This window comes from Thiohalocapsa sp. ML1 (assembly GCF_001469165.1).
Lineage (GTDB): Bacteria > Pseudomonadota > Gammaproteobacteria > Chromatiales > Chromatiaceae > Thiohalocapsa.
On the sequence record NZ_JABX01000003.1, the window covers coordinates 100,185 to 121,633 of the forward strand.

The following is a 21,449-nucleotide window of genomic DNA, read 5'->3' on the forward strand; positions in this document are numbered from 1 at the left end:
ATGAGCCCATGCACCTTCGACGACGCGCTGCCCCGCGCGCTGGCGCACGTCCGCGACGCCTTTGCCGGCATCGACATCGCCAAGGTCCGCTTCATACGGGATATGAACGGCCGTGTGCACGTGGTGCTGCCGGACGCCGCCGACCAGGCCGAGGTGATGGCGGTGCGTCCTCATCTCGCGGACGCGCTGGGCGCCTACAGCCCCGGTGCGGACACCGGCCTGATGCGTGTCTCCGAGACGCTGTCCGGTGCGACGCTGATGGAGGAGCCCTGCCTGGTGCTGGACATCGACGGCACGCTGATCCGTCTGATCGAGCGGCGCGTGGTCGGGCAGGACTGGGCGCTGGCGCCGGAGATGCCTTCCGCGACCATGGCCGGGCATCCGCCGCGCGTGGCGTTTTTCAGTCTCAAGGGCGGGGTGGGGCGCAGCACTGCTTTGTTTCTCTGGGGGCGCGAGCTGGCGGCCGCGGGCAAGCGCGTCCTGCTGCTGGACCTGGACCTGGAGGCGCCGGGGCTCGGGGCGCAATTGCTGCCGGACGAGAGCCGGCCGGAATTCGGCGTTGTGGACTGGCTGGCGGAGGACTTGGTCGGCAATCCTGTCGCCGAGGCGATGCTCCGCGAGGAACAGGCGCTGATCGCCAGGTCACCGCTGGCCGATTCCGGCTACCTGTACGTGGCGCCGGCGACGGGTCGGCGCACGGCGGAGCATCCGGGCGGCTATATCGCCAAGCTGGCCCGCGCGTATCTGGACACGGACCGCGGCGACGGCGAGGGCTTCGCGGCACGGGTACGGAGACTTCTGGAGGGGCTGGAGCGAGCGCTGGAACCTGACGTGGTGCTCATCGAGAGCCGCGCCGGTCTGCACGAGACGGCGGCCGCCGGCATCCTGCACCTGAACGCGGACGTTCTGTTGTTTGCGACCGATCAGCCCACGGTGTGGGAGGGCTACCGCTACCTCTTGGCGCAACTGGCGCAGATGGCCCATTTCCGCCCGGCCGGGGACGAGGACGACTGGCGCCTGCGGCTCAAGATGGTCTACGCACGCGCCTCGGAGCAGCAGGACGCGGTGGACGGCTTTCGCTCGCGCGCCTACCAGCTCTGGCTGGACTGCCTCTACGACGAGCAGCCGGCGGGGGCGGCGGAGGAGGCCTTCAGTTTCTCGGAGACGGACGACGCGGCGCCGCACTTTCCGTTGCAGATCCTAAATGATCCGCGCTTCGAGCAGTTCAACCCGCTGGAGCATCTGAGCACCGTCGGCGCCGGCGCCATTGCGTCGAGCTTCGGGCCGTTCATGGCGGCGTTGAATGAGCGCATCTTCGGCGCGGCGGAGGAGGTCGCGGACGATGGTTAAGCGCGTGGTGCAGGACAAGTTTCCGACGGAACAAGTCCGGTGCGCCCTCGATGCGTTGCCGGACACGATGGACGCCAGCACGAACCCGCCGGACCCGAACGAGCTGTACGTCGTGCTCGGCCACGAGCGCGCGCTGGACCCCAATAGCGCGCTGGTGGTGGGCGACCGGGGCAGCGGCAAGAGCTTCTGGAGCGCGGCGCTCAACAGCCCGGTGACGCGGGGCCTGATCCATGCCCAGTTGCCGCGGCTGCATCTCGATCGGGTGGAGACGAGCTGGGGGTTTTCGGTGTCCTCACGCAATGAGGATCACCCATCCCGCCGGGTGCTCCAGCGCTTGCAGCGGAAATACCCCGCCGAGGACATCTGGCGCGCCGTGGTGCTGCGGCAGCTTGCGCGACGCTATGGTCAGCCGCTGCCGGGGGAGGATTGGGCCGAGGTCGTGGGCTGGGTCGCAGATCATCCGGAGCAGGAGGAGCGACTGCTGAACCGGATATCCGGTGGGCTGGCCAAGGCCGGCAAGCGCCATCTGGTGATCTTCGACGCCCTCGACCGGACCGGTTCCGACTGGCAGGCCATCCGCGAGCTGGTCCGTGGCCTGCTCCAGGTCTGCCTGGACCTGAAAGGCCAGCCGGCCATCGACGCGAAGGTCTTTCTCCGCCCGGACCTGTGGGAGGACCCGACGATTTGGCAGTTTCCGGACTCGTCCAAGCTGCATCACGGTCGGGTGATCTTGGAATGGCGGCGCACCGACCTCTACGGGCTGCTCTGGCATTGGCTGTGCAATCACGGCGACGGGGCCGAAGCGTATCGCCACTGGCTCCATGTCGCGTATCGCTTGTCATTCCAGCCCACGGAGGCCGGTGACCATCAGGTCTATCCGATTCCGCCCAATCTGCGCCAGGACGAAGAGCTGCAGCAGGCGGTGCTGCACGACATGGCCACGCGCTATATGGGCCGCAATCCGCGTCGCGGGCGCACCTATACCTGGCTGCCGAATCACCTCGCGGACGCCAAGGGACAGGTGAGCCCGCGCAGTTTTCTGATCGCCGTGCGTGACGCGCAGCGCGCAACTCACGGTAAAGGCTATGCCGAGGTGCTGCATTGGGAGGGCATCAAGGCCGGCGTGCAGAGCGCCTCGTTGATTCGGGTGCGGGAGCTACGGGAGGACTATCCCTGGATTCAGACGGTGCTGGAGCCACTGAACGGCCAGACCGTACCCTGTCTGGACACGGATATCGAGCACCGCTGGCGGGATGCGGACACGCTCGCCACCATTGAACGCGATCGCACTGCGACGGTCTCTGCGGAGCATTCCGCGCACGCAGCGCCGGATAACGAGCGCGTCTACCTCGCGCCGCATGCCCTGGCCGGTGCAACCGCCGAGCGGCCCGAGCAAGCGCTGATAGAGGAGCTGCGGCGCATCGGCGTCATCCGCCGGGTCGACAACATGCGAGTCGATATTCCGGATCTGTTCCGGGTGGCCGCGGCCATCGGGCGACGCGGCGGGGTGCGGCCGATCCGCTGACGCCCGGGCGAGGGCACACTCAAAACCGCCGGATGGGCCTTCGCATCGGGGCTTATCAGAAGGGCTGCCAGACGGACTTCAGGTACGGGTTCAGCAGATCGTCTTGGTCCCGCAACAGCACGCCCGAGTTTCGGATCTGCCAGGCCGCGGTTTCGAAGCTGACGCCGTAGTCGGCCGCCAGCACCTTCAGCAGTTCCTCAATCTCTGTCCGCTTGGCATCGGGCGTATTGACGAAGCGCAGCCGCTCGGCCGCGACCTGGCCGGCCCGGGCTCGCGGGAGCAGGAGCTCCGCCGCGAAGGCATTGGCGCGAGCCTCGACATCCGCCGGCACGCGCCCGCCCAGAACCTCTACGGCGGGCAGGGCGTGTTCTGTGTCGACCAGCAGATGGCAGATCTCATGGGCGAGGCTGATGCGACGCCCGGTGGGGTATTGGGAGCGCAGACCCCGCGTGTTGATGAGCACCGTTGGCTGGTGGCCGTCGCCCCAGATGGCGATGGCATCCAAGGACTGGCTCGGCAGCGCGATGTCGGAGACCCGAACCCCCCATGACGCCAGCAGCGTCGCCGGATCGACCGCGCCGTCCGCAAGACCGAGGGCCTGTCGCAGGACGCCGGCCAGATCGTAGCCCTGCAGGCAGGGTTCGTCGGTCTCTTGGTCGTCCAGCAGCTTGGCGGCGAGTCGGCGAGGTTGCGCCAGCGCGGGCGCTTCGCCTCGGGGAATCTGCGCCAATTCGTCCAGCAAGGTGCGCAGGGCGCCGGCGTCCAACCGCGTGCCGACCATTCTTGCGGCGGCCTTGAGCGTATAAGACACGTCTGCGCTTGGGTCGGGCCAGATACGGTCAAGGGTTTCTTGGTCCAGTCCGGTGGCGGCTTCGAGACGCGACCCCGCGTCCATCTGATCGCGAGTCTGCCATCGTTCCAGCGCGAGCTTGGAGCGTGCATCATCCAAATCGGCAAGCCTGTCAACGATTGCCTGGGCCAGGGCTTGCAACGTGCTCATGCACTCGACGTAGGACAGGGTCCAAGGCCGCGCATGGGTCGCCGCGCGCATTTGTTGGCCCTGCCTCAGCAGCAGAAGGTTCGGTGGGAAGGCCCCTTTCAGGGCTTCTCCGAAGTCATGGACGAGCAAGAAATCATCAAGAGCTTCCTGCTCGGTCTCAACATGTTCCGGCAGCAGATTCGGATCGCGCCAGCGCAGCTTGGCCTTGCCGCGAAGCTGCCCGAGATGCTCCGGAGCGGTGAAGCGCGTGGCGAAGTCGAAGTCGATGGGATAGGTTTCTTCTTCTTGCAAGTAGGGCCAGGCGATGGCCAGGAACTCGAGCAGATCAATCCAGCTCCAGCGGATGCCCGCCGGTTTGCCCCCGTCACCGGTTGTATCGCCCCACACCAGGGTGTCGGCAACCCAGAGCTGGAGCTCGCCCCAGGTTCTTCCTATTGGGCCTTCGTCATTCCAATCATCGTCGCCCCAATTCAGCACGAACCGCAGCCCTGCGGTGCTGCCGATGACCAGCGGATTGCCAAGCGAAATGGGCTGTTGCTCGTACCGCGCGCGAATCGTCTCGGGGGAGACGGGCTCGACCGGCGCGAGGCACGCGGCGTCGAATTCGCGCATGGTCTGCTCGTCAACCGCGCCGACCTTCAGAAGAGCCTGTATGGTTTCGTGGATGGATGCCAGCGCGTCGCTGCGGTATCTGTCAGCCATGGTCGTCAACCTCGTCGGCTATCTCTGAGAAATCTCCATCTCGGATCAGCGCCTCGACTTTGTCATCCGTCAGCGCCAGGACATGCTGTGCCAGATCCTTGAAACGAGCCTCTTCCTCGCCTGTGATATTGTCCCGGCGGCTCTTTGCGTATCCATAGACGAAGAACGCGCGGTGGGCTTGGCGATAAAGAATCAGGGTCCGATAGCCTCCCGATCGCCCTTGTCCGCTGCGCGGAACGCGCTGCTTGACGACCCCGCCGCCGAGGTCGGCATCGATCAGCCCCTGTTCTGCCCGATGCACCGCAGCGCGCAGGGCCGCATCGGGAATATGGTGTTTGCGTGCATACCGCGCGAACCAGGCGTTCTTGAAGATCCTCACACGCTCGGTACTCCGCCCTCGTGCCTGCGATCAGCCTGACTTCGGATACCCGTTGCAACCGTGCTCCGAGCTGGACGCTGACCGAACCGCAGCAGTATGGCACACTCGGTCCGACCCTCGGCGGCCTGACCGCCCACCCCGAGGGCGAAGGGGCGTGCTGCACGCCAAGCTAAGGAAACGCACGACGAGCGCTCGGCATGACGACGTACATCAAGGATCTCATCGACCTGCCGGAGCGCGTGCACGGCGGGGATTTCGTGCTCAAGCTCACCGAAGGCGTCGCCCGGCCGGAGGCGACCCTCGACGCCTATGTCGTGACGCCGGAGCTGGCGCGGAACTTCGACGACGCGCTCGGCTTCATCAAGGGCGCGGTGCACGCCGCGAGCAGCAAGGCGGCCTATCTGCACGGCAGCTTCGGCTCCGGCAAGAGTCACTTCATGGCCGTGCTGCATCTGGTGCTGGACCAGAATCCGGCGGCCAAGTCCAAGCGCGGCCTGACCGAGGTCGTGGTCCGCCACAACGACTGGCTCACGGGCAAGCGGTTCCTGTTGGTGCCCTACCACATGATCGGCCAGCCGAGCATGGAGGCGGCGGTGCTGGGTGGCTATGTGGACCGAGTGCTGGCGCTGCATCCCGAGGCACCCATCCCTGCCGTGTACCGTGCCGCCGGGCTGTTGCGCGATGCCGAGACCCTGCGCGGGAACATGGGCGATGCGGCCTTTTTCGAGCAACTGAATCGGGCCGGTGGCGGCCGCGGCGGCTGGGGCGAGCTGGAGGCCGGCTGGGATGCGTCGAGCTTTGCGGCGGCGCTGACGGCACCACCGGGGGCGGACGCGCGCGACGGGCTCATCGGCGCGTTGGTCAAGGCCTTCTTCCAGTCCTACACGGAGGTGGCGCGCGGGGGGCAGGAGACCTTCGTGTCGTTGGACGACGGGCTCGCGGTGATGAGTCGCCATGCGCGCGACCTGGGCTACGACGCGGTGGTGCTCTTTCTCGACGAGCTGATCCTGTGGCTGGCCACCCATGCGGGGGACCGGCAGTTTTTGAGCACCGAGGGGTCGAAGGTCTCGAAGCTCGTGGAGGCGCAGACCGCGGACCGGCCGATCCCGATCGTCAGCTTCGTCGCGCGCCAGCGCGACCTGCGCGAGCTGGTGGGGGAGGACGGCGTGGGCGCGGAGCAGCTCAGCTTTGCGAATGTGCTGCGCTGGTGGGAGGCGCGCTTCGACACCATCACGCTGGAGGACCGCAACCTGCCGGAGATCGCGGCGCAGCGCGTGCTGCTGCCGAAGAGCGAAGCCGCGCGCCAACAGCTTGCGGCGGCCTGGGAGGACACGGCGCGCATCCGTGCAGAGGTGCTGAGCATCCTGCTCACGCCCACCGCGGACCGCGATGCCTTCCGCAAGGTCTATCCCTTCAGCCCGGCGCTGGTGGAGACGCTGATCGCCGTGTCGTCCGTGCTGCAGCGCGAGCGCACGGCGCTGAAGGTGATGCTGCTGCTGCTGGTGAGCCAACGCGACACGTTGGAGCTGGGCCAGATCGTGCCGGTGGGTGACCTGTTCGACGTGATTGCCGACGGTGATGAGCCCTTCACCGAGGGCATGCGCATTCACTTCGACAACGCCAAGCGGCTCTACTACCAGAAGCTGCTGCCGCTCTTGGAGCAGGAGCACGGCACCAGCGCGCAGGCGCTCACGGCGCTCGACTTCGACGACCCGCGGGCGCGTGCATTTCGCGCCGACGACAGGCTCATGAAGACGCTGCTGCTGGCGGCGCTGGTGCCCCAGGTGGACAGCCTGAAGGGGCTCAATGCCGCACGGCTGGCGGCGCTCAACCACGGCAGCATCCGCTCGCCGATCCCCGGGCGCGAGAAGCAGGAGGTGCTGCGGCGCGTGCGCAACTGGGCGTCGCAGGTGGGGGAGATCAAGGTCGGCGAGGGGGCCGACCCGAGCGTGACGCTGCATCTGTCCGGCGTCGACACCGAGGGCATCCTGGCCAATGCGCAGGGCGTCGACAATCTGGGCAATCGTCGGCGCAAGGTGCGGGAGCTCTTGTTCGAGCAGCTCGGCATCGAGAACCGCGATGAGCTGTTCCTGGAGCACGAGCTGCTCTGGCGCGGCACGCGCCGTGCTTTCCAGGTGATCTTCGGCAACGTGCGCGAGCTGCCGGACGAATCCCTGGAGACCAAGGGCGGCAGCCGCAAGCTCGTCATCGACTTCCCGTTCGACGACCCGGCGCACAGCCCGGCGGACGACCTGGCGCGTGTCGATGCGTTCCGCGCGGCCGGGCGGACGGCCCGGACGCTGGTCTGGCTGCCGGCGTTCCTGAGCGTCCAGGCGCAGCGGGATCTGGGCATCCTGGTGCGGCTGGACGACATCCTGCGCAGCGAGGACAACCTGCGCCGCTATGCCTCGCATCTGACCGCGGTCGAGCAGGCGCAGGCGCGGGAGCTGCTGCGCAACCAGCAGAGCTCGCTGCGCCAGCGCATCATCAACTGGCTCGAGGGCGCCTACGGGGTGGATACCCCGGCGCCGGGGTCCGTGGATGACGCGACCCGCCCGGACAGCCATTTCCACGTGCTGGACCCGTCCCTGACGCCGCAGCCGCCGGTCGGCGCGAACCTGGGGCAGGCGCTCCTGCACCTGCTCTCGCAGATGCTCGAAAGCCAGTACCCGGCGCACCCGCGCTTCGGCACCGAGGTGAAGCTCGGCGTGCTGCGCAAGGTGCAGGCGGAAGTCGAGCGGGCGGCGCAGACCGAAGACGGCCGCGTGCTCATCGACAAGGCGCTTAGGCCCCTGATGCAGCAGATTGCCGTGCCGCTGCGGCTCGGCAACATGGGCGAGGACCACTTCGCGCTGACCCGGGAGTGGTACGACCATTGCTCGCGGCAGGTGCAGGGTCCGATCACCGTTGCCAAGCTGCGCGCGGCCATGGATCAACCCAAGCCCATGGGGCTGCCGGTCCAGGCGCAGAATCTGGTGATCCTGTTGTATGCGGATCAGGCCAATCGGTCTTTCCACCTGCACGGCGGCCCGTACCCGCCCAAGCTGGAGGACATGCCGGACGACCTTGAGCTGCGCGAGCAGGCACTGCCGAGCGCGGCAGACTGGGAGCAGGCGATTCACCGCGCGAGCAAGGTGTTCGGGCTCGCGGTGTCGCCGTTGCGCAATGCCGGCAACGTCAGCACGCTGGCGGACAAGCTCGGCGCGCTGGCCCGCGCGGAGCTGGAGACGTGCCAGGTGCTGACGGACCGGCTGGCGGCGCTGTGCTCGGATTGGGGCATCAGTCAGGATGACAGCGCCCGGCTGCGCTCCGCCGTCGCGGTGCTCACGCTGTTGGGCGGCCTGGTGGCGGAGTCCGATCCGAAGCGGCGCGTGGAGTACCTGGCCACCGCGAGCCTGCCCGAGCCGCTTGATGCGCTCGGCATGAGCCGCTGTAAGGCACCGGATGTGCGCAGCGGCATCGAGGCGACGAAGTGGGAGTTGTTTGCCGCGGTCGCCGGCATCGGCGATGAGCGCAAGTCCGCCGCGGACGACCTCGTTGCGCGGCTGGCCGAGGCGTTGTGCCACGACGAGTTTGCGCTGGCCTTGAAGCCCCGGCTGGCAGTGTTGGAAGGCAAGGCGATTGCGCTGCTGGCGCCGGGCAAGCAGGTTCCGAAGACCGGCCCCGGCGCGGGCAAGGTCCAACCCGAGGATGGCGCCGAGATCGTCGACAAAGGGACTGATCATGGCCTCTCCGAGGCTGGCGCCACCGAGGTGCTCAACGCGCTGCTAAAGCGCCTCTCCAGCGAGCCGGACCTCAAGCTCGACCTCGCCTGGACGCTCTACAAGGACGGGCCCGGCGCATGAGCATTGCGCCGACGCCCGCGCAGGTCCGCGCCCAAGTGGCCGCGGTGCTCGAAAAGGCGACGGATGCGCGCGTCATCGGGGTCAGGGCGCCGCTTGGCATGGCGCTCGGCGACACGCTGCGCCTCGATGGCCGCGAGCTGCGCGTGAGCCGGACCGATTCCGTGCTCGCGCTCCGCGAGCAACTCGACGCGCTGCCGGAGGGCGCGCCGCCACTGGTCCTGCTCACGACCCTGGACGAGAGCGAGCTGGGCGCCGATCTGCTGGCTCGCCTGGCGCGCCGACGCCTGTTCTCCGTGGACCCGTGGCAGTTGGTCAAGGAGCGCTTCCGCGCCCGCTGGGTCGCGCCGGAGCTCGTCGAACGCCATGCCTGGGTGGCGCGCGCCTTGCTGGAAGTGGAGCCGCCCGAGGGCTTTCCGCCGGCGCCGAGCGGATTCCTCCAGGAGGAGCTGGTGTGGCGCATCCTGTTCGACGCGCTGCTCGGGCTCTGCACCGATGAGCACGACGCGGAAGCCTGGATCGAGTGGTCGCTGGCGCCGGAGAACACCTGCCGCGCCGCGGCGCTGACACCGGAACAGCGCACGAGCTTTGCCGCGGCGCTTGAAGCCGGAGCCGGGTCCGTCGCGCGCACGGTGTTCGCGTGCGCCACCGGCCCGCATGGCGCGGACACCTTCGCCGTCGGGCTCGCCAGCCGCGTTCTGTTCACGGATGCCGTGCGTGGAGAGTCGGCCGCGGCCAAGGCGACCGGCAAGCTGGAGGCGCTGCTCGGCAGCGCGGAGCTCGACACCAAGACCGCGCTGCTCTGGGCGGACGCCGCGGAATCCGTTGCCGAGCGGCTGCTGCGCCAGAGGCCATGGGCCGAGGCCTCCGGCCTGCTGGAGCGGGGCGACGCGCTGCTGACCTCGCTGGGCGCGGAGTCCTTCGCGCAGCACAGCCGGTACTTGTCGCTGGGGTTGCGCCAGCGCTTGGCGGCGCTCGCGGCGACCTTGCACGGTGTCGTCGCCGGCAAGGCGAGCGCCGCGGCGGATCTGGAAGGCGCCGTCAGCCACGTCCTGGCGCATGTGCTGGTGCGTTACGCGCCGGCGCGCAGGCAGGGCATCGACATGAGTGCCCGTCTTGCCCGATGGCTCGCCAGCCGGCAGGGCAGCAAGCCCAAACCGCCGGGCTCCCTGGCGGAAGCGGCGGGCGCGTATCGGCGCGAAGGCGGTTTTCTCGACTGGGCACGCTCGGTGCTGTGGGATGCCGATCCGCTGCCCGCGCTCGGCAAGGCCTACGGCGAGCTCCGGCAGGCGGTGACGACGCTGCGGGAGATGGAGAATCGGCAATTCGGCGAGCTGCTCTCCGGTTGGGTCAAGACCGGCTCGCACCTGCCGGCGGTGATCCGCGTCGAGCACGTCCTCGATCGGCTGGTGGCGCCGCTTGCCGCCGCGCACCCGGTGCTGCTGGTGGTGCTCGACGGCATGGGCATGGCGGTGTTTCGCGAGCTAGAGGCCGACTTGCTGCGGCAGGGCTGGATCGAGCTCGATGCGCCGGACGCGAGCCGCCGCCTGCCGGTGATCGCCGCGCTGCCGACGCTGACGGAGGTCTCGCGCACCAGCCTCTTGTGCGGCAAGCTGTGCGTCGGCAACGCCGATACCGAGCGGGCCGGGTTCGCAGCTCACGCGGGCCTGGTGGGCGCGGGGCTGCCGGCGAGGCCGCCGGTGCTGTTCCACAAGGGTGATCTGATATCCGGCAGCGGCGGCATCGCATCAATGGTGTCGGACGCGATCGGCGACGACAAGCGCAAGGTCGTCGGCGTGGTGATCAACGCCGTGGATGATCATCTGGCGAAGGGCGATCAGATTCGCGTCGATTGGACCACCCGGCGGATCAGGCCGCTGGAGGAGCTGCTGGCCGCGGCGCGCGATGCCGGCCGCGCCGTGGTTCTCACCAGCGACCACGGCCACGTGCCGGAGCATGGCACCGCGGGCCGCGCCGGCGGACCTGGCGAACGCTGGCGCGATGCGAGCGACGCCCCCGCGGATGACGAGGTCAGACTCGCGGGCCAGCGGGTGCTGCTCGGCGATCAGCACGGCGTTGTCGCGCCCTGGAGCGAGCGGGTGCGCTACGGCAGCAAGAAGAACGGCTATCACGGCGGCGCGACGCCGCAGGAGGTCGTGATTCCGCTCGGCGTCTTTGTGCATGCCAGCATCAGCGTGCCGGGATGGGACGAAGTGGCCTCCGAGCTGCCGCACTGGTGGACGGCGGAGGCGAGCGCTGCACCGCCAGCCGGCAAGCGCCGGGGCCGGGCGGCAACCGCACGGACCGCGGCCCCGCCGCTGCGATTGAAGCCAAAGCCCGCAACCAAGCCGGGCGGACAGGGCGAGCTGTTCACGCTCGACGACAGCGTCCAGCCCGAGACCGAGGCCGCCGCCGCCGCGGCATCCGATTGGATCGACCGCTTGCTGGCCTCCGACACCCTTGCGGCCCAGCGCAAGTCCGCGGCACGTGTCGCCTTGACCGATCAGCGCCTGCGCGCTGTGCTCGCGGCGCTGGAGGAGCGCGGCGGCAAGCTCTCGCGGCGGGCGTTGGCGACGCGCATCGGCGTCCCGGAGCTGCGCATCAGCGGCGTGATCTCGGCGGCCAGGCGGGTGCTGAACGTCGATGGCTATCCCATCCTGTCCGTGGACGAGGCCTCGGACACCGTGGAGCTGAACCGTCGGCAGCTCCTGCAGCAGTTTGGTCTGGAGCCTTGAGCAGGTGTCACTCGGTGATCAGCCCGCAACGCCGCCTGGAGATCATCGACGCGCTGCGCCGCGGCAGCGTGCCGCAGCGCGGGCTCGATGCGTTCGCGGTGGGCCTGGAGCGGTTCGCGTCGGCGCTGGATGAGGAGCTGGCCCGGGCCGGGGCGGGCGGTGCCGCGTTCAAGGCCGTGCGCGGCGAGTACGGCACCGGCAAGACCTTCTTCGCGCGCTGGCTGCAGGAGCGCGCGAAGAGCGCGAGCTTCGCGGTCAGCGAGGTGCAGATTTCCGAGGCGGAAACGCCACTGCACCGGCTGGAGACCGTGTACCGCCGGCTGGTGGAGCGCCTGTCCACCAGCGACAACCCGCAGGGCGCGCTGCGCGGCGTGTTGGATGCCTGGTTCTACGCGCTTGAGGAAGACGTTCTGGCCGACGGCACGCTGGACGAGCAGGATGCGCAAGGCCTGCTTGCGCGCACCGATGCGCTGATGGAGCAGCGCCTCGCGGCGGTCAACCGGCACGCGCCGGCCTTCTCGACGGCGCTGCGGGCCTATCGCCGCGCACTCGCCGACGGCGAGAACGCGGTCGCGGACGGCATCCTCGCCTGGCTCGGCGGGGAGCCGAACGTGGGCGCGGCGCCGAAGCGCTATGCCGGGCTCAAGGGCCAGGTTGACCACTTCGGCGCGCTGAGCTTCTTGCAGGCGTTGTTGGTAATCCTGCGCGATGCGGGCTTTGCCGGCCTGCTCCTGGTGCTGGACGAGGTAGAGACCTTGCAGCGCGTGCGCGGGGATGTGCGCGAGAAGAGCCTGAATGCACTACGCCAACTGATCGATGAGGTGGATGCCGGTCGCTACCCGGGGCTCTATCTGCTCATGACCGGCACGCCCGCCTTCTTCGACGGGCCGCAGGGCGTGCAGCGGCTACCGCCGCTCGCGCAACGCCTCGCCGTGGACTTCGCGACCGAGGCGCGCTTCGACAACCCGCGGGCGGTGCAGATCCGGCTGCCGGCCTTCGACCTCGAACGGCTCGGGTTGGTGGGCCGCCGCATCCGGGACATTTATGCGGACGGGAGCCCGCACGCGGCGCGGCTCGGGCGCGCCGTCGACGATGCCTACGTGGACGCGCTGGCGGCGGCGGTGACCGGCGATCTCGGCGGCAAGGTGGGCGTGGCACCGCGCATCTTCCTCAAGAAGCTCGTGGCCGACGTGCTGGATCGGGTGGACTTGCACGCGGACTTCGACCCGCGCAAGCACTATGCGCCGACGCTCGGCGAGCAGGAGCTAACGCCGGTGGAGCGCGCGGCGCGCGCCGCGGGCAGCGTCGATGACATCGAGCTGGAGCTGTGAGGCGGCGCTGCCGCACTCAGTGAGCTTAGTCCGTGGGCGACTTCGGCAGCAGCGGACGATGAGCGCATTCGACCAACTGCACCCGGCGGTAGCGCACCACATCGTCAACAGCCTCGGCTGGCGCTCGCTGCGACCGCTGCAGGAGGCGGCCATCGCGCCGATCCTGGCCGGGGAGCACGCGATCCTGCTCGCGCCGACCGCCGGCGGCAAGACCGAGGCGGCCGTGCTGCCGGTGCTCTCGCGCGCGCTCGCCGAGGACTGGCGCGGCCTCGGCGTGCTCTACCTCTGCCCCATCAAGGCCCTGCTCAACAACCTGGAGCCGCGCCTGACCCACTATGCGGCGCTGCTCGGGCGCCGCGCGGCGCTGTGGCACGGCGATGTCGGCGCCGCCGCCAAGGGCCGGCTGCGCGCGGCGCCGCCGGACCTGCTGCTGACGACGCCGGAGTCGCTGGAGGGCATGCTGGTGTCGCCGCGCGTCGATCAGCGGCGGCTCTTTGCCGATCTGCACACCGTCATCATCGACGAGCTGCACGCCTTCGCCGGCGACGACCGCGGCTGGCACCTGTTGTATCTGCTGGAGCGGCTGACCCGCCTCGCCGGCCGCGAGCTGCAACGGCTCGGCCTGTCGGCCACCGTCGGCAACCCGCGGGCGCTGTGCGACTGGCTCGCCGGCGGCTGCGCGCGGCCGGCGTCCGTGCTCGACCCGACGCCGCCGGCGCCGGCGGCCGACAGCGACGTGGAGCTGGACTGGGTCGGCAGCCTGGAGAACGCCGCGCTGGTGATCTCGCGCCTGCACCGCGGCGAGAAGCGCCTGGTGTTCTGCGACAGCCGGGCGCGCGTGGAGCAACTGGCGCTGGCGCTGCGGGCGCGGCAGGTGCAGACCTTCGTCTCCCACAGCAGCCTGAGCCTGGATGAGCGGCGCGCGGCCGAGCATGCCTTCGCACAGGGCAGCGACTGCGTCATCGTGGCCACCAGCACCCTTGAGCTCGGCATCGACGTGGGCGATCTGGACCGGGTCATCCAGATCGACGCCCCGGGCAGCGTCGCGGCCTTCTTGCAGCGCATCGGCCGCACCGGACGGCGGCCGGGGTCGCGGCGCAACTGCCTGTTCCTCGCGACCCGCGAGGACGCCTTTCTGCACGCCGCCGCGCTGCTTCAGCTCTGGCGGGAGGGCTACGTGGAGCCCGTGACGCCGCCGCCGCTGCCGCTGCACATCTTTGCGCAGCAGATCATGGCGCTGGCGTTGCAGCAGGGCGGCATCACGGGCGCCGACTGGCCGGGCTGGCTCGGGCGGCTGCCCGGACTGTCCGGCGTCGGCAGGGACACGCTCGACGCCGTCATCGCCCACATGATCGGCACCGGCATCCTGCACGGCGATCAGGGTGTCATCGGCCTGGGCGCGGCGGGCGAGCGGCAGTTTGGCCGCAAGCACTTCCTGGAGCTGTTGTCGGTGTTCGCGAGTGCGCCGCTGGTGCGGGTGCTGCACGGCCGCCGGGAGCTGGGCGAGGTGCACCAGTCCACGTTCATGATCAAGGACGATGGGCCGGCCGTGCTGACCCTGGCCGGGCGCGCCTGGCGAGCGAAGCATATCGACTGGCCGCGGCGCGTGGCCTATGTGGAGCCGACCGATGAGCGCGGCCGCTCGCGCTGGCTCGGCACCGGGCAGCCGCTCGGGTTCGCGCTCTGCCAGGCCATGACCCGCGTGCTGGCCCGGGAGGACGCGCCGGTGCGGTGCTCGCGCCGGGCGCTGGCGCTGCTGCAGACGCTGCGCGAGCGCTACGCCTGGGCGACCCCGGAACAATCCACGCTGGTGCAGCACGGCGATGGCGCGGTGCGGCTCTGGACCTTTGCGGGCAAGCTCGTCAACGCCGCCCTCGCGCAGGCATTGCGCAGCGAGGCCGCGACGGTGCGGCCCGACAATCTGGCCATCGCCTTCGCGGGCGGTGTCGATGTCGACAGCCTCGGGGAGCGCATCCGCCGCGCCCTCGCGGAGCCGCTTGCCGCGCTGGTGCCGCTGGATGCCGACTTCGTGGCCGAGCTGAAGTTCGGCACCTGCCTGCCGCCAGGTCTGCGCGAGCAGACCATGGCGGCACGCTACGACGTGAACGAGGCATTCGCCGTGCTGTCCCGCCACCCCGTCGCGCGGATCCAAGAGACGGCTTGACCGCTCGCCGGAGCGCCCGAGAACAGCTATCCCGCGAGGTAGATCCGGCCGACGGTGCGTTGCCCGGCGGCGGCGGCTCGCAGCCCCGGCGAAACTTCGCCGGACCCGGGTCGATGCCGGCCGGGCTCAGTGCAGCCGGGCAGGGCGTCATCGATCTCCGAGAACGAGAACGGCCCTGATCACCGCGTCGATGCCGACCGCCGCCAGGCGCGGCGCCATCGTCGATATCCCGCTGCCGGCAGAAGACCGCCGCGTGCCGTCCGTCGTAGGCGGCGACGATCGCGTGACCGCGACCCGTCAGGTAATCGGCCAGGATCGTGGCGAGGATATGGTTGTTCTCGGCGACTTGTCTTCGGCGACTTGTCTTCGGCGACTTGTCTTCGGCGACTTGTCTTCGGCGACGAGGATCTTCATGCGACAACTCCAAGGCGCGTCAGGCGATCACCGCAAGCAGGGCAGATACCGTGGCTGAGCGGGGGCAGGTCCGCCTCCCCGAGCCGCTGCACCGCGGCCTCCACCTCGAGCCAAGCGTCCTGCACCTGCACCGCCTGCACCAGTTGCAGATCTGCACCGGCTCGCCGCGCCGATCGCGTCGATGCGGAGCACGAATTCCTGTCTGTTGTTGTCTCGCGACACTGGCCTGACACCCGCATGGGGGACGTTGAGCGCACCGTTGCGACAGTCTTGCTTGGGCAGCACGGCTGTGGCGGAGACCGGACGGTGCCGACCGCTTGCGGCGACCGTCCGCGGCATCTGCGGAATCTGCGGAATCGGAAGCCGCACAACCTTCGACCAGGCTCTCGGATGCAATGTTCGCCCACGCTTGTTCGCCCACGCTTGTTCGCCCACGCTTGTTCGCCCACGCTTGTTCGCCCACGCTTTGTCATTCCGGCTTCGCCGGTTGCCATCGGCAGCGTGAATCCGTCGTTCGGGCGCTCGGCTGCTCGCGCCGGTCGAGCGCCCCCGCTCATGGACTCTTCACGCAGGCCGGCAAACGGGAGCGCCGCGCCGTGCTAGGGTTTGCCCCGATGGATGCGTCGCTGCCGCGATCGGCCGACGCCCCGGAATGCGGGTCTTGTTTTTTCGAAGTCACCCGAAGTCAGCATCACCAAAGTCAGCATCACCAAAGTCAGCATCACCAAAGTCAGCAGAGGTTGCCGCGATGACGACACAGCTCTTGTTCTATGCACACGCGATCCCCGTCAACAGCGGGCAGCATGCGGGCCTGTACGTGAAGCAGGGCGGGGATTTCTCCTTTGCGCGCAACGTCAATTCGGTGCCGTTGACGGCCGTGGAGTTTCGAGCGGCGACCCGCGAGCATGTGGTCGTGTTCGCCGGTGTCGACGACAACATCGTGCCCGTGGCGATCTTGGGCACAATGGCCGAGCAGAACCTGTTCCTCAAGGAGGACGGCACCTGGGACGGCGACTACGTTCCCGCCTTCATCCGTCGCTACCCGTTTGTCTTCGCGAGCGGCGACGACGGCAAGACCTTTACGCTCTGCATCGATGACAGCTTTGCCGGCTGCAACACCGACGGCCGCGGCGAGCGGCTCTTCGACGCCGACGGCAACCGCACGCAGTACCTGAGCACGGTGCTCAGCTTCGTGCAGGAGTACCAGGCCCAGTTCAACCGCACGCGCGCCTTCTGTGCGCGCTTAAAAGAGCTGGGCCTGCTGGAGCCGATGCAGGCCACCTTCACGCAGCCGGACGGCGAGCGGCGCAACCTGACGGGCTTCATGGCCGTCAATCGCGCAAAGCTGAAGGACTTGGACGACGCGGTGCTCGCGCAGATGGCGAAGCGCGACGAGCTGGAGCTCATCTACCTGCACCTGCAATCCATGAGCAATTTCACCGCGCTCCTGAAGCGGGCCGGCGCGGTCCCCGCGTCTGCGGCAAAGGCCGAGGGCGACAGCAGCGACGAGCACGAGTCCGACGGCGCTCCGCCGCTGCACTGAGGACGGTCGCAGCGCATTGCCGAGCTGGAGCGGGGCTGGAAGCCCCGACGCCGCAGGGAGCCCGCCGCGTCGGTCGGATAGCGATCGAGGCCCCGTCGGACCTTGATCATAACTCCGACCAAAACCCGGTAGCGCACTGAGATATCGTCTTGAGGGAGGGCAGCAGAACCTCCGAAATTTCCTATCCTTGGCAGTGCAAGCTCACCAAGGATCGAGAAATATGTCCGAAAGTTCCGCCTTTCGAGGCCGTGTCCAAGGCATGCAAGGCCGTTGGGCTGCGGCTGGTCGCGCAACCAGTGCGGGACTCGGCGCTGCCGCGCTCCTGACCGCTCAGGGTAGGGGCAGTGCGCAGCGGCGCGCTAGTCTTCGCTCACCGCCGCCACCCGCAGCACCTCCTCCACCGTCGTATGCCCGGCGGCGGCCTTGCGGAGCCCATCCTGATACATGGTGAGCATGTCCTGCTCGACGGCGATGCGCTGGATCTCGGTGGCGGTGGCGTGGTTCTGTACCGCCTGGCGGATGCGGTCGGTCATCAGGAGCACCTCGGCGATGACGAGCCGGCCGCGGTAGCCGCTGCCGTGGCAGACGGGGCAGCCGCCGGGTTGGTACAGCGTCAGGTTCTGCTCGTCCACGCCCGGCAGTTGCAGAAAGCGGGCGGCCATCTCCGGCACCGGGCGGAAGGGCTTGCGGCAGTCCGGACACAGGCGCCGCACCAGCCGCTGCGCGAGGATGCCGTTGATGGTGCTGGTGAGCAGGTAGTCCTCGACGCCCATGTCGAGCAGGCGCGTGACGCCGCTCGCGGCGTCGTTGGTGTGCAGCGTGGACAGCACGACGTGGCCGGTGAGCGCGGACTGCACGGCGATGCGGGCGGTTTCGAGATCGCGCATCTCGCCGACCATGATGATGTCCGGGTCCTGCCGGACAATGGCCCGCAGCGCGTGCGCGAAGGTCATGCCGATGCTGGCCTTGACCGGGATCTGGTTGATGCCGGGCACCTGATACTCCACCGGGTCCTCGACGGTGATGATCTTGCGGTGCTCGGTGTTGAGGCGCGACAGCGCGGTGTAGAGCGTCGTGCTCTTGCCGCTGCCGGTAGGGCCGGTGACCAGAAAGATGCCGTAGGGCTGCTCCAGGATGCGCAGCACCCGTTCCCGCGGCGGGCCGTCGAAGCCGAGCGCATCGAAGTCGAAGCTGACGGACTCCTTGTCCAGCAGGCGCATGACGACGCTCTCGCCGAACATGGTGGGCACCGTGGAGACGCGAAGGTCCAGCTCACGGCCCTGGATGCGCAGCGGAATGCGGCCGTCCTGCGGCAGCCGGCGCTCGGCGATGTTGAGCTTGGCCATGATCTTGATGCGCGAGATCACGGCGGCGGTGGAACGCACCGGCGGCGATTCGGACTCCTTCAGGATGCCGTCGATGCGGTAGCGGACCTTCAGCTCGTCGGCGAAGGGCTCGATGTGGACGTCGGACGCCCGGGACTCCACCGCCCGCTGCATGATCTGGTTCACGAGCCGGATGATGGGCGCCTCGCTGGCCAGATCCCGCAGGTGCTCGATGTCTTCTTCCGAGAAGTTGCCCAGGTCCGCGTCCAGCTCGGTGTCCGCATCCTCCGGGGCCGGGGCCTCGTAGAGCCGCTCCAGCGCCGCCTCGATCTCGTTCGGCAGGCCGACCCGCAACCGCGCCGGTCGGCCGACGGCCATCTCCACCGCCTGCACGGCGGAACGCTCGACCGGGTCGGCCACCGCGAGCTCCAGGGTCTCGGCGTCCTCGCGCAGCGGCACCATGCGGGCGTCTTTGAGAAACCTGAGGCTCAGCTCAGCATCGGCCACCGGCGCCTCGGGATAGTCCTCGGCGCCGATGAGCGGCAGGTCCAGCACGGCGGCATAGGCCGCGGCCATGTCGCGGTCCGAGACCAGCCCCAGGCGCACGAGCATGGAGCGCAGCGCCTCGCCGCCGTCGTCGGCGAGCTTGCGGGCGCGGGCGAGGTCGCCGTCGGACAGCTTGCCGTGGGCGCGCAGGTGAGCGATGACGGCCGCCTCGGGGTCCGCCTGTGGCTGCTCGCCGAGCAACGCGGCCGTCGCGGCCCGGGGCAGGGGCTCCGTGGCGATGACGTCCGGCAGCGTGGCCGTTGCGGCGACCTCGGGCGCTGAGGGCGGCGGGAGCGGCTCATGCCGCTGTTCCGCGAGGTCCGCCGACCCAGGCGGCGCAAGCGCGGTGATGGCGTCGGCCGGGATCAAAGAAGCGGGCTCGGCCGGCGATGCCGACGCCGAGGGCGCGCTGATGTCGAGCTCCGCCGCTGGGCGCAGGCCGAGCACGAGGTCGGGCTCGGGCTGCGACGCCGGGGCGGGGCCTTCGGCCGCGGGCAGAAGCGGCGCCGGGCTCGGCGCGCGGCGGGCCTCGCCGAACAGCTCGGCCTCGAGGTCGAAATCGAGATCCAGGTCGATGACCGGCTCCGCGCGTGCGCGCGCATCGCCCGGCGCGTCGGCGACGGGGATCAGCGCCGCCAAGGCATCGAAATCCGTGGTGACTTGCCGTTGCCGCTGGCCGCTGGTGTCAGACATCGCTTAGCTCCGCGCGTTGCGGCTCCCGCAGCACGGGCGCCTCGCTTGGAGCAGCCTGCCACTGGGGCACGACCTCGCGCAAGGTCGTGGCCAAGGCATCGCCGTCGCAGCGCGCCGTGCAGTCCGCGATCCGTTGCCGCCACGCGGCGATGGCCTCGGCATCCGCGCCCTCGCGGCGGGCGACGCGGATCTTCGGATGCTGGGTCTCGGTAAGCGCCTCGGCGTCGTAGAACAGTTCCTCAAAGCGCTTCTCGCCGGGCCGCAGGCCGATGTAGCGGATCTCGATGTCGCGCCCGGGCTCGCGCCCGGCGAGGCGGATCATCTGCTCGGCCATGTCGCGAATCTTCACGGGCTCGCCCATGTCGAGTACGAAGATCTCCCCACCCGCGCCGATGACGGCCGCCTGCATGATGAGCTGGCAGGCCTCGGGGATGGTCATGAAGTAGCGCTCGATGTCCGGGTCCGTGACGGTGACCGGACCGCCGCACTCGATCTGGCGCTTGAACAGCGGCACCACACTGCCCGCGGAGCCGAGCACGTTGCCGAAGCGCACGGTGATGAAGCGGGTCTCGGAGCGCTGCGCCAGCGCCTGGCAGAGCACCTCCGCGGCCCGCTTGGTCGCGCCCATGGCGTTGGCCGGGTTCACGGCCTTGTCCGTGGAGATGAGCACGAAGCGCTCGCAGCGGTGACGGTGCGCGCCGTCGGCGACGACGCCGGTGCCGATGACGTTGTTGCGCACGGCGGCACGAAGCTGGTCCTCCAGCAGCGGCACGTGCTTGTAGGCGGCGGCGTGGAAGACGATCTGCGGGCGCTCGCGCGCGAACAGCGCATCGACGCCCGTGGCATCGCCAACGTCCATCAGATAGCGGCCGAGGTTCAGCTCCGGGTGGCGCTCGGCAAACTCCTGCTCCATGCGGTACAGGTTGTATTCGCAGTTGTCGAGCATCAGCAGCCGCCGGGGCCGCGCGGCGACCACCTGCCGGCACAGCTCGGAGCCGATGGAGCCGCCGGCGCCGGTGACCAGCACGACGCGCCCGGCGAGGCCCGCGCACAGCCCGTCCCAGTCCAAGGTGACCGGGTTGCGGCCGAGCAGGTCCTCGATGGACACGGGACGCAGCGCGCTGATGGTCACCTGCCCCGTCATCAGGTTTTCGAGCTGCGGCACGGTGCGGAACGGCTTGCCGGTGTCTTCGCACAGCTCCACCAGTGCGCGCATCTCCGCCGCGGTGGCGCTCGGTACCGCGAGCAGGATGAGATCAATCGCGAGGGTTTCCACCAGCTCCGGGATGCGCTCGGTGCCGCCGCGGATGGGCACGCCATGGATGTCGGCGCCGTGGCGGCGAAGCTTGTCGTCGACGAAGGCGATGGGCTGATACTGGCGCGCGCCGGCGCGGCGCATGTCGCGCACTAGCATCTCGCCGGCGCGGCCGGCGCCGACGATGAGCACCCGCGTGCCCGTGCCCAGCGAGAGTCGATGGTCCTTGAGCCAGCGATACAGCAGCCGCGGCCCCGCCAGCAGCACGAGCTGGAACAGAAAGAATAGCGGCGGCACCGAGCGCGGCAGGTTCTCGCCGCGATTGATGGCGAACAGCAGCACCGCGACGCTGATGGCCGTCGCGGCGACGGCCTTCAGTATCCGCATCAGGTCCGGCAGCGAGGCGAAGCGCCAGACCCCGCGGTAGAGCCCGAAGGCCCAGTACAGTACGGCGGACGACAGCAGCACCACCGGCAGCGCCTGCAGCGCGCTGTCGAGAAACGCCGCCGGGATGCGCTCCAGATTGAAGCGCGTCCAATAGGCCAGCAGCCAGGCCACCGGCACCATCAGCAGATCGTGCGCAAAGGCGGCGGTGCGCGAGCGCAGTCGGTCGAGCCAGGGTGTCATGGTCGGTTCCGTGCCGGC

Annotated in this window: 12 protein-coding genes; 8 read left to right on the forward strand and 4 right to left on the reverse strand. The window is 69.3% G+C overall.

The window, feature by feature from the left end; all coding sequences use genetic code 11:
- Positions 1 to 1,350 (forward strand): KGGVGR-motif variant AAA ATPase, encoded by a 1,350-nt coding sequence (locus tag ML01_RS02815; protein WP_058553881.1) that lies wholly within the window; start codon positions 1 to 3, stop codon positions 1,348 to 1,350.
- A complete protein-coding gene (locus ML01_RS02820; RefSeq protein WP_058553882.1) occupies positions 1,343 to 2,875 on the forward strand; it encodes a hypothetical protein in 1,533 nt (510 codons plus the stop codon). Before ML01_RS02815 ends, ML01_RS02820 begins: the two co-directional genes overlap by 8 nt.
- 55 nt (positions 2,876 to 2,930) lie before the next feature.
- Here the strand turns inward: ML01_RS02820 and ML01_RS02825 are convergent, their stop codons facing one another.
- Positions 2,931 to 4,577: an ImmA/IrrE family metallo-endopeptidase gene (locus tag ML01_RS02825; RefSeq protein WP_058553883.1), complete on the reverse strand. Its 1,647-nt coding sequence runs from the start codon at positions 4,575 to 4,577 to the stop codon at positions 2,931 to 2,933.
- On the reverse strand, positions 4,570 to 4,956 hold the full coding sequence (locus tag ML01_RS02830; protein ID WP_058553884.1) for a type II toxin-antitoxin system RelE/ParE family toxin: 387 nt from the start codon (positions 4,954 to 4,956) through the stop codon (positions 4,570 to 4,572). Before ML01_RS02830 ends, ML01_RS02825 begins: the two co-directional genes overlap by 8 nt.
- A gap of 197 nt (positions 4,957 to 5,153) precedes the next feature.
- On the opposite strand from ML01_RS02830, the gene ML01_RS02835 reads away from it, so the two are divergent.
- The 6 genes from ML01_RS02835 to ML01_RS02860 all read left to right on the forward strand — a co-directional run bounded on the left by ML01_RS02835 (position 5,154) and on the right by ML01_RS02860 (position 16,985).
- A complete protein-coding gene (locus ML01_RS02835; protein WP_058553885.1) occupies positions 5,154 to 8,801 on the forward strand; it encodes a hypothetical protein in 3,648 nt (1,215 codons plus the stop codon).
- Positions 8,798 to 11,533, forward strand: coding sequence for a BREX-2 system phosphatase PglZ (gene pglZ / locus ML01_RS02840; protein ID WP_058553886.1), 2,736 nt, complete (start codon positions 8,798 to 8,800; stop codon positions 11,531 to 11,533). Before ML01_RS02835 ends, pglZ begins: the two co-directional genes overlap by 4 nt.
- A gap of 14 nt (positions 11,534 to 11,547) precedes the next feature.
- Complete coding sequence (gene brxD / locus ML01_RS02845; RefSeq protein ID WP_058553887.1) at positions 11,548 to 12,864, forward strand: BREX system ATP-binding protein BrxD; 1,317 nt, start codon at positions 11,548 to 11,550, stop codon at positions 12,862 to 12,864.
- Positions 12,865 to 12,922: 58 nt separating this feature from the next.
- Positions 12,923 to 15,028 carry a DEAD/DEAH box helicase gene (locus ML01_RS02850; RefSeq protein ID WP_058553888.1) on the forward strand — a complete coding sequence of 702 codons (2,106 nt, stop codon included), beginning with the start codon at positions 12,923 to 12,925 and terminating at the stop codon, positions 15,026 to 15,028.
- 190 nt (positions 15,029 to 15,218) lie between these two features.
- Entirely contained in the window at positions 15,219 to 15,500 is a 282-nt protein-coding gene (locus tag ML01_RS02855; protein WP_058553889.1) for a hypothetical protein, read from the forward strand.
- 690 nt (positions 15,501 to 16,190) lie between these two features.
- Positions 16,191 to 16,985: a SapC family protein gene (locus ML01_RS02860; RefSeq protein WP_058553890.1), complete on the forward strand. Its 795-nt coding sequence runs from the start codon at positions 16,191 to 16,193 to the stop codon at positions 16,983 to 16,985.
- Between the two features lie 359 nt (positions 16,986 to 17,344).
- Here ML01_RS02860 and gspE read toward each other — a convergent pair whose 3' ends face one another.
- Both gspE and ML01_RS02870 read right to left on the reverse strand, forming a co-directional pair.
- Entirely contained in the window at positions 17,345 to 19,549 is a 2,205-nt protein-coding gene (gene gspE / locus ML01_RS02865; RefSeq protein WP_082673896.1) for a type II secretion system ATPase GspE, read from the reverse strand.
- The gene (locus ML01_RS02870) at positions 19,542 to 21,431 is read right to left on the reverse strand and encodes a nucleoside-diphosphate sugar epimerase/dehydratase (protein ID WP_058553891.1); all 1,890 of its coding nucleotides are present in this window, start codon (positions 21,429 to 21,431) and stop codon (positions 19,542 to 19,544) included. Before ML01_RS02870 ends, gspE begins: the two co-directional genes overlap by 8 nt.
- Positions 21,432 to 21,449: the final 18 nt, after the last annotated feature.